The sequence below is a fragment of the Pseudonocardia sp. N23 genome (assembly GCF_002583555.1).
Classification (GTDB): domain Bacteria; phylum Actinomycetota; class Actinomycetes; order Mycobacteriales; family Pseudonocardiaceae; genus Pseudonocardia.
The window spans coordinates 1-8,969 of record NZ_BEGX01000045.1; the positions used below are offsets into that span (position 1 = coordinate 1).

Genomic DNA, 8,969 nt, shown 5'->3' on the forward strand with positions numbered 1-8,969 from the left:
GCGCGACCACCACCTCGACGAGCTGCGCGAGATGCTGCTGCACCCGACGATCCGCGGGCGGCTGGGCACGGCGGTGCCCGACGTCGCCCACCACGAGGGGGACGACGCCGGGCGGGTCGCGGCGAGCTGACCGCTCAGCCGATCACCACGGTGGTGGCGAAGAGGCCCGTCGGGTCGTTCTGCGCGCGGATCGCGCGCAGCCGGGCGAGATCGGCGTCATCCCACAGCGCGGCGACGCGGGCGGGGCCCGCCTGACCGAGGAGGTTCACCAGCCCGCGGGCGCAGGCCCAGGGCCGCAACGCCTCCAGCACCGCGGCGGCCGACGCGGCGACGACCTCCACCGGCGGCCCGGCGAGCACACCGACGCTGTAGACCGAGAACGCTGCCTCCCGTCCGGACACGGCGTTGGCGATCGCCGGGGCCCGGCCGATAGCCCCGCCCAGCAGCCGCACCTCCACCATCGCCAGCGGCGCGTCGACACCGGGGCCGGCAGCGGCGAGGAGCGCGTCGACCGCCTCGGCGGGCAGCTCGCGCAGGGCGCCGCCGCGGTCCCAGACCGGCATCGGGGAGGTCGGGTCCATGTGGACGGCGTCGACGGCCGCGTAGGGCAGGTCGGAGACGGTGTCCATCACCGGCGTCGCGACGGTCCGCATCGGCGCGAGCAACGACTCACCCTCTGCGGCGGAGCCGAGGTGGGCGAACCGCACCGCGACGACGAACTGCCCGCGCAGCGGCTCCGGCAGCGCCGGGTCCGGCGGGAGCCGCAGCATCGCGACGGACGAGGTGGTGTCCTCGGGCAACGCCGGCGCCCACTCGCGCCACGTGTGGAGCACGGTCGCGGCGTCGGTGGCCCCGAACATCACGGCGCCGCCGAAGAACCGGGCGACGGGCATCAGGTCGAACTCGATCTCGGTGACGATGCCGAAGTTGCCCTTGCCGCCACGGACGGCCCAGAACAGGTCGGGCTCGGTGTGGGGCGTGACGTCGCGGACCCGGGCGTCGGCGGTGACGAGGGTGAACCGCCGGACGTGGTCGGCGGCGAACCCGTAGCGGCGGGCCATCGGGCCGAGGCCACCGCCCGTCGTGTAGCCGACGACCCCGACGTTCGACGACGAGCCGTTGAGCGGGGCCAGGCCGAACGGCGCGGCGGCGTCGATGACCTCACGCCAGCGCACCCCGGCGCCGACGCGCGCGGTGCGCGCGGTCGGGTCGACCGTCACGCCCGTCAGCCGGCGGGTGGAGACGAACACGGTGCCGAACAGCCCGTCGAGCAGGCCGTGTCCGGTGGCCTGGACGGCGACCCTGCGGCCGGTGGCCGCGGCGTGTGCGACCGCGGCGGCGACGTCCTCGGCGCAGGTCGCGCCGACGACGACGGCGGGCGCGGGCAGGTGCGCGGCGTTGAAGCCGGCCACCTCGTCGGCGTACCCGTCGTCGCCCGGGAAGAACACGGGCCCCGCGACGCGGGAGAGGCTGTCCTGGTGGTCGATCATCGCGGTCATCGGTGGTTCCCCCTGTGGTGGCAGGCCCCGTTCGGGGGCGCTCCGTCTGGGGAGAACTGTGCTGCGGCGCAGGGGTCCGGCTCGACCGCGCCACCGGGTGTGTGCCCGTCGCGGCAGCGTGAGCGCCACGGTGTGGACAGCACCCCCTCCGACGGCCGGGCTGCCACCCGTGGGAGGCCGTAGGGTCGGGCCATGTCCGAGAGCACGGTGGCGGCGCGGGCGGCCGCGCTGGAGGAGGTCCTCGTCGAGAAGGGGTACGTCGACCCCGCCGCGCTCAAGGAGATCATCTCCACCTACGAGCACGACGTCGGGCCGCGCAACGGCGCCCGCGTCGTGGTCCGGGCCTGGACCGACCCCGGCTACCGGCAACGGCTGCTCGCCGACGCCACGCCCGCCATCGCGGAGCTCGGTCACGGCGGCCGGCAGGGCGAGCACATGGTGGCGCTGGAGAACACCGAGTACCTGACGTCGAGCTACTACGCGATCTGGCTGCGCGGCCTGGAGGACCTGCTCGTCGCCCACGGTCTCGTGGCCCGCGACGAGCTGGCCGCGGGCCGGGCGAACACACCGGGCGAGCCTGCCCGGGTGCTGCGCGCCGCCGACGTCGCCGCGACCCTCGCCGCCGGCACCCCCTACACCCGCGAGGTCGCGACGCCGGCCCGGTTCGCCGTCGGCGACCGCGTCCGGGCCCGCACCATGCACCCCCGCGGGCACACCCGGCTGCCGCGGTACGCGCGCGGTCACGTCGGCACCGTCGTCGCCGTCCGAGGCGCTCACGTGCTGCCCGACCGCAACGCCCACGGCGCGGGGGAGGCCCCCGAGTGGCTCTACACCCTGCGGTTCGAGGCCCACGAACTGTGGGGCGAGGACGCCGACCCCGCCTCGACCGTCGACGTCGACGCCTGGGAGTCCTACTTCGACCCCTCCACCGGACCGTGACGAAACGGGCGCGCGTGGGAACTACCGCGGCAGCCCGTTCGTCGGAGAGGATGACGGCGGAGGAGGGGTTCGCACATGCTGCTGAAAATCCTGGGGGTCGCGCTCGCGATCTGGATCGTCATCTCGGTGCTCGGGGCGGTGTTCAAGTTCCTGGGCGTCGCGCTGGTGATCGGCGCGGTCCTGTTCGTCGGCGCCGCCGCGTACACGGCCATCAAGAACAAGAACAACAAGGCACTTCCCCGCTGACGCGGCCACGGCCATACTCCCGGCCGTGCTGCACGGCCGGGAGTCCGAGCTGCGCGAGCTGCTCGCTGCCGCGGCGGCGGCGTTCGCCGCGCGCCGGGGCACGTCCGCGCTGATCGTCGGCGACGCGGGGATCGGCAAGACGCGGCTCGCCGCCGAGGTCGCCGACCGGCTGCGCGCCGACGACGTGCACGTCGCCTGGGCGGCCTGCCGAAGCGACCGCGGCGCCCCACCGTACTGGCCCGTCCGGCAGCTGCTGGCCGCCCTCGACCGGTCCGACGCGCTGGCCGTCCCGGCCGGGGCCGAACCGGAGTTCGCCCCGTTCCTGGTCCTGGACGCCGTGGCGGCCGCGTTCGGCGCCGCAGCGCCCGTGCTGCTCGTGGTCGACGACGTGCAGTGGGCCGACGCGGCCACGCTGCGGCTGCTCGGTGCGATGCGGGCGCACCTGGCGTCGACGGCGGTGTTGCTGCTCGCGACGTGCCGTGACACCGATCCCGATGCGGCGCAGGCCCTCGACACGCTCCTCGCCGACCGACGGATCGCGCTGCGCGGGCTCGCGGCGCCGATGCTCGTCCCTGTCGTCGCCGAGCTGACCGGGGAGGACGTCGACCCCGCGGCGGCCGCCGAGCTGCACGCCCGCACCGGCGGCAACCCGTTCTTCGCCGCGGAGGTCGTGCGGATGCGCCGCGCCGGCGACGCGACGGGTGTGCCCGGCGGCGTCCGCGCCGTCCTCGACCGCAGGCTCGACCGGCTCCCGGCCGGCACCGAGACCGTGCTGCGGGCCGCCGCCGTCCTCGACGCGGGCGTGACGGCGGGCGTCGACGGGGTGCTGCTCGCCCGGGTCGCCGGCGTGGCCCCCGCGGACCTCGCCGCGGCCGTCGGGCCCGCCACCGACGCCGGCCTGCTGACACACGAGACGGGCCGGGTCCGGTTCCCGCACGCGCTCGTCGCCGAGACCCTCGCGGCGCGCACGCCTGCCGCGCAACGCCTCCCGATGCACCGCCGCGCCCTCGACGCGCTCACCGCCCGCGCGGCGAGCGGTGCCGCCGACGACGCGGCCGTCGCCCACCAGGCGCTCGTCGTCGCCGAGCTGTCCGGCGATCCCGGCGACGGCCTCAGGGCGGCGCGGGCCGCCGCGTCCGCCGCAGCACAGGCCGCCGCGGACACCGCCCACGAGGACGCGTTGCGCTGGCTCGACGCGGCGCTCGCGGCGCTGCCGGGCGACGACCCTGCACATCGCGACGTGCGTGCGGACCTGCTGTGCGCACGGGGCGAGGCGGCGCTGGCCGCGGACGACATCCCCACCTCGCGCGCCGCATTCACCGCGGCGGCCGCGCGGGGCCGCGCGGCGGGGCGGGCCGACGTCCTGGCGACGGCCGCGCTGGGTGCGACCGGCGGCAGCGCCGGCTTCGAGGTCGACCTGGCCGATCCCGACCGGGTCGCCCTGCTCGAGGAGGCGCTGGCCGCCCTCCCCACCGACGACTCGGCTCTGCGCTGCGCGGTGACGGCCCGGCTGTCGGTCGCGCTGAGCCACACCGCCGGGGAGGACCGCCGGGCCGGGCTGGCCGACGCCGCGGTCGCGATGGCGCGGCGTCTCGGCGACCCCCGGGCCCGCGCGAGCGCGCTGGCCGCGTGGTGCGACGCCGTCGCCGGACCCGACCACGTCGCGGCGCGGCGGGCGGCGGCGACCGAGATCGTGGAGTCCGCGCGTGGGGCGCGTGACCGTGCCGCGGAGCTGCTGGGCCGGCGGCTGCGGCTCGTCGCGATGGCGGAGGCGGGTGACTGGGTGGCAGTCGACGCGGAGATCGACGGCTACGCCCGCGTCGCGGCGGCCGTGCGCCGCCCGGGCCTGAGCTGGCTGGTCCCGCTGTGGCGCGGCACGCGCGCGACGATGCGCGGCGACACCGCCGCCGAGGCCGTCCACACCGCCGAGCGGGACCGGCTCGCGACGCTGTCGGGCAGCCCCAACGCCGAGCTGCTGGCCATGACCCAGGACTTCGTCCGGGCTGCGCTGCGGGGCAGGGCCTCAGCGTCGGTCGGGCGGTTCCAGGAGCTCGCGCCCGAGTCGGTCGCCGCGTCGCACTGCACGGTCGCGCTGCTGCACGCCCTGTCGGGGGCGTCCGTGCAGGCGCGGCTGTCGCTGCAGCGCTACCTGGCCGCCCGCAGCGACGGCCCCCGCGACAGCGAGTGGCTGCCGGAGGTCGTGCAGTGCGCGCGGACGGCGCTGATAGTCGGCGACCGCGACGCCGCCCGCGACGTGTACGCGCTGCTGGTGCCGTTCGCCGGACAGTTCGCGATCGAGGGCATCCTCGCGGGCACCTGGGGCAGCGTCGACGGCCACCTGGGCAGGCTCGCGGCGTCGGTCGGTGACGACACCGCCGCCCGCCGCCACCTCGCGGACGCCGCGGTGCTCGACACGGCAGCCGGAGCGGCACTGACGGAGCACACCTGGGAGGCACCCGCGGCCGCGGATGCGGCCTTCGTCCGCGACGGTGAGGTCTGGACGCTGCGCTGGGCCGGCCGCGAGGTCCGGCTGCGCGACACCAAGGGCCTGCGCGACCTCGCCACGCTGCTCGCCCGGCCGGGCCGCGACGTCGCCTCGGCCGAGCTGGTCGGGTCCCTCGACCTACCGGTGCCCGCGGCAGCCGAGCTGGCCGACCGCACTGCCGTCGCGGCCTACCGGCGCCGGCTGCTCGACCTGCAGGACGATCTCGACGACGCGACCGCCGCACACGACCCGGTCCGCGCCGAACGTGCCGTCGCCGAACGCGACGCGCTGCTCGCCGAGCTCGGCGCCGTCACCGGGCTGGGCGGCCGGCCGCGCACCGCGGCGTCGGACGCCGAGCGGATGCGCAAGGCCGTCGGTAACCGGGTCCGGCAGGCGCTGGCCCGCATCGACGACGTCCATCCGGAGCTGGGCCGCCACCTCGCGGTGTCCGTACGGACCGGGACGTTCTGCCGCTACGCCCCCGACCGCGAGGTGCACTGGCAGCTGTAGCGCGGCCGCGGCGACGGCGTGGCATCGCCACGCCCGATGTGGCGCCTCCCTGCTGACGACACCAGCGACACCGAGGAGGACACCATGACCGCCACCGTCACCACGGCCGAGGAGCTCGCGGGCCGGCTGTTCGAGGCCGGGATCGGCGCGTTCGAGCTGCTCACCGTCGGGCTGGGGGACCGGCTCGGGCTCTACCGGACGCTGTCCGACGGCCCGCTCACCCCGACCGCGCTCGCCGCCGCCACCGGCGTCGACGCCCGCTACGTGCGGGAATGGTGCGAGCAGCAGGCCACCGCCGGGATCCTCGCCGTCGACGACCCCACCGCGGACCCCGACGACCGCCGCTACGTGCTCCCGCCCGGCACCGAGGCCGTGCTGCTCGACCCCGACAGTCCCGCGCACGTGGTGCCGCTCGCCGGGTTCCTGGAGTCGGCAGGCCGGGTGCTGCCCGCGCTGGAGCACGCGTACCGGACCGGCAGCGGCGTGCCCTTCGCCGACTACGGCGTCCAGCACGCGCAGGGCGGGTTCAACCGGCCCGCGTTCACCGGCCGGCTCGTCGCGGAGTGGCTGCCCACCCTGCCCGACCTCGATGCCGCGCTGCGGGCCGGCGGCGCGGTCGCCGACCTCGGCTGCGGCGTCGGGTGGGCCGCGATCGCGCTGGCCCGCGGCTACCCGGACGCGACCGTCGACGGGTACGACGTGGACCCGGCCTCCGTGGAAGCCGCGACCCGCAACGCCGCCGACGCCGGGGTGGCCGACCGGGTGCGGTTCGTCGTCGCCGACGTCACCGACCCCGCTCTGACCGGCGACTACGCCGGGGTGTTCGCGTTCGAGATGATCCACGACCTCGCCGACCCCGTCGCCGCGCTGCGCACCGCTCGCCGGCTGACCCGCGGGCCCGTCGTCGTCATGGACGAGAACGCGTCCGACGGGTTCACCGCCCCCGGCAGCCCCGTCGACCGGCTGCTCTACGCCGCGAGCGTGCTGCACTGCCTGCCCGTCGGGCGCTGCGCGGAGCACTCCGCGGCCACCGGGACGGTGATGCGGCCCGCGACGTTGCGCCGCTACGCCGCCGACGCCGGGTTCACGCACGTCACCGACCTCCCGATCGACGACGCCATGTTCCGCTTCTACCGGCTGGAGGGCTGATGTCCGCGACCGGTACGACGGTGCCGCGCTCCGGCGCGGAGGACGACACCCCGTCGACCGACACCCTCACCCTCGCCGCCGTGCGCGCGATGGCCGGCCGCGCGACGGCGTGGGCGGACGCGGCGGGCGGCCGGACGTCGCGCGAGCCGGGTGTCGTCCTGGCCGACGCCGGCTCGCCGTGTGTGTTCCTCAACGTCGCCGTCGCGACCCGCGGGCCTGACGCAGCCGACCGGATCGCCGCGTTCTTCCCCGCCGGGCGGCCGTTCCTGCTGGTGTGCCCGCAGCCGACCGCCGACCTCACCGGGCTCGTCCTGATGGGCCACCCGCCCTTCATGATCCGTCCTGCGGGAGGCCCCGCGCCCGCGCCTGCCGACGGCGTCACCGTCGAGGAGGTCACCGACGTCGACGGGCTCGCCACGTGGACCCGGCTGCTGGCCGACGGCTACCCGGCCCCGGCCTCGCCCGCGCCCGCGGGGCTGCTGGGCGGGCGGACCCGGTTCTGGCTCGCGCGTGTCGACGGCGAACCGGCGGGCTGCGCGCTGTCGCACGCCACGCACGAGGTCGTCGACGTCGAGGCCGTCGCGACGCTGCCGCGGTTCCGTGGCCGCGGCGTCGGCACGGCCGTCACGTGGGCGGCCACCGTCGCCGACCCGGCGTCGCCCGCGGTCCTGATCGCGAGCGACGCCGGAGCCGGCGTCTACCGGCGCCTCGGCTACCTGCCGGTCACCCGGTGGACGCTGTGGTTCCGTCCGTAGCGGTCGGTCCCCACGTCCCCTTCGCGTAGGGCGCCGGCGTCGTCGTCGCGTCCAGGATCGGCGCGACGATCCGCCACGCCTCCTCGAGCGTGTCGAACCGCGCGAAGTGCGCCGGGTCCCCGACGAGCGCGTCGCCGAAGATGCGCTCGTACGGTTCGTGGGCCAGGCCGAGGACCTGGCGAAGGTCCACCACGATCGGCACCTCCTCGGCGACGTCACCCGCGCCGGGCCGCTTCGCGAGCACGGAGAACGTGATGCGCGAGTCGGGCTGCAACCGGATCCGGATGCGGTTCGCGGGCGGCACCGCGTCGTCGGCGCCGGTGAACAGCGGCCGCGGCGGCGCCTGCAGGACGACGTCGATCTCCAGCAACGTCTCCGGCATCGCCTTGCCCGCGCGGATGTGCACGGGCACCCCTGTCCAGCGCCAGTCGTCGATGTGCAGGACGACGGACACGAACGTCTCCGTCGTGGAGCCCGGCTTCACCCCGGCGACGCCGAGGTAGCCCTCGTACTGCCCGCGCACCGTCTCGTCCGGGTCGATGGCGCGCACGCACGACAGCAGGGCGTGCTTGGCGTCGCGCTGGTCGTCGGCGGCGTCGCTGCGCGGCGCCTCCATCATCAGGTAGGCCAGGACCTGCAGCAGGTGGTTCTGCACGACGTCGCGGACCGTGCCCACGGCGTCGTAGAACGAGCCGCGGTCGGCGACGTCGAAGTCCTCGGCCATGGTGATCTCGACGCGGTCCATCCACGTGCGGTTCCACAGCGGCTCGAGCAGCGTGTTGCCGAACCGCAGCACCAGCAGGTCCTCGACGGACTCCTTGCCGAGGTAGTGGTCGACCCGGAACACCTGGTCCTCGGTGTAGTTGCGGGCCAGCTCGGTGTTGAGCGCCCGTGCAGAGGCGAGGTCGTGGCCGAACGGCTTCTCCACGACCAGGCGCGCACGCTGGTTCAGGTCGACGCTCGCGAGCGCGTCGGCGACCGTCCCGAACAGGCTCGGCGGCACCGCGAGGTAGTGCACGACGAACGGGTCGGTCGCATCGGCCCGCGCGCGGACCTCCTCGGCGAGGCGGCTGAACGTCGCGGTGTCGGAGTAGTCGCCCGCGACGAGGGTGAGCAGGCCCTGGAACCGTTGCAGCACGTCGTCGTCGACGTCGTCGATCACCTCGCGGACGGCGTCGGCGGCGTGGGAGCGCAGCGCGTCGGTGTCCCAGTCGGTGAGCGCGACACCGACGACCGGCACGGTCAGCTCGCCGCGCTCGGCGAGCCGGTAGAGCGCGGGCAGGATCTTCTTGTGCGCCAGGTCGCCGCTGATCCCGAACAGGACGAGGACGTCACCCGGGACGGGGGACCCCGCCGTGCCTGCGGCGGGGGGCGTCATGCCTTCTT

Annotated in this window: 7 protein-coding genes; 5 read left to right on the forward strand and 2 right to left on the reverse strand. The window is 76.1% G+C overall.

The window, feature by feature from the left end; all coding sequences use genetic code 11:
* Positions 1-134: 134 nt before the first annotated feature.
* Positions 135-1,499: an FAD-binding oxidoreductase gene (locus TOK_RS12090; protein WP_098957940.1), complete on the reverse strand. Its 1,365-nt coding sequence runs from the start codon at positions 1,497-1,499 to the stop codon at positions 135-137.
* Positions 1,500-1,691: 192 nt separating this feature from the next.
* Here TOK_RS12090 and nthB point away from each other — a divergent pair, with 192 nt between their 5' ends.
* The 5 genes from nthB (at position 1,692) to TOK_RS12110 (ending at position 7,583) form a co-directional block, all read left to right on the forward strand.
* Positions 1,692-2,438 carry a nitrile hydratase subunit beta gene (nthB, locus tag TOK_RS12095; RefSeq protein WP_098957941.1) on the forward strand — a complete coding sequence of 249 codons (747 nt, stop codon included), beginning with the start codon at positions 1,692-1,694 and terminating at the stop codon, positions 2,436-2,438.
* Between the two features lie 75 nt (positions 2,439-2,513).
* Entirely contained in the window at positions 2,514-2,684 is a 171-nt protein-coding gene (locus TOK_RS32570) for a hypothetical protein (protein WP_172457540.1), read from the forward strand.
* Positions 2,685-2,709: 25 nt separating this feature from the next.
* Complete coding sequence (locus TOK_RS12100; protein WP_098957942.1) at positions 2,710-5,679, forward strand: AAA family ATPase; 2,970 nt, start codon at positions 2,710-2,712, stop codon at positions 5,677-5,679.
* 84 nt (positions 5,680-5,763) lie between these two features.
* Positions 5,764-6,828, forward strand: a complete 1,065-nt coding sequence (locus tag TOK_RS12105) for a class I SAM-dependent methyltransferase (protein WP_098958028.1) — start codon at positions 5,764-5,766, stop codon at positions 6,826-6,828.
* The gene (locus tag TOK_RS12110) at positions 6,828-7,583 is read left to right on the forward strand and encodes a GNAT family N-acetyltransferase (RefSeq protein ID WP_098957943.1); all 756 of its coding nucleotides are present in this window, start codon (positions 6,828-6,830) and stop codon (positions 7,581-7,583) included. Before TOK_RS12105 ends, TOK_RS12110 begins: the two co-directional genes overlap by 1 nt.
* Here the strand turns inward: TOK_RS12110 and zwf are convergent.
* Positions 7,552-8,969 (reverse strand): glucose-6-phosphate dehydrogenase (gene zwf, locus TOK_RS12115; RefSeq protein ID WP_306305138.1); only part of this gene is annotated, 1,418 nt, incomplete at its 5' end. The two genes, TOK_RS12110 and zwf, sit on opposite strands and share 32 nt — an antisense overlap.

Coding starts and splice junctions, on each gene's coding strand:
- TOK_RS12110 (WP_098957943.1), top strand. CDS start 6,828: ATGTCCGCGACCGGTACGACGGTGCCGCGCTCCGGCGCGGAGGACGAC.
- TOK_RS32570 (WP_172457540.1), top strand. CDS start 2,514: ATGCTGCTGAAAATCCTGGGGGTCGCGCTCGCGATCTGGATCGTCATC.
- TOK_RS12105 (WP_098958028.1), top strand. CDS start 5,764: ATGACCGCCACCGTCACCACGGCCGAGGAGCTCGCGGGCCGGCTGTTC.
- nthB (WP_098957941.1), top strand. CDS start 1,692: ATGTCCGAGAGCACGGTGGCGGCGCGGGCGGCCGCGCTGGAGGAGGTC.
- TOK_RS12090 (WP_098957940.1), bottom strand. CDS start 1,499: ATGACCGCGATGATCGACCACCAGGACAGCCTCTCCCGCGTCGCGGGG.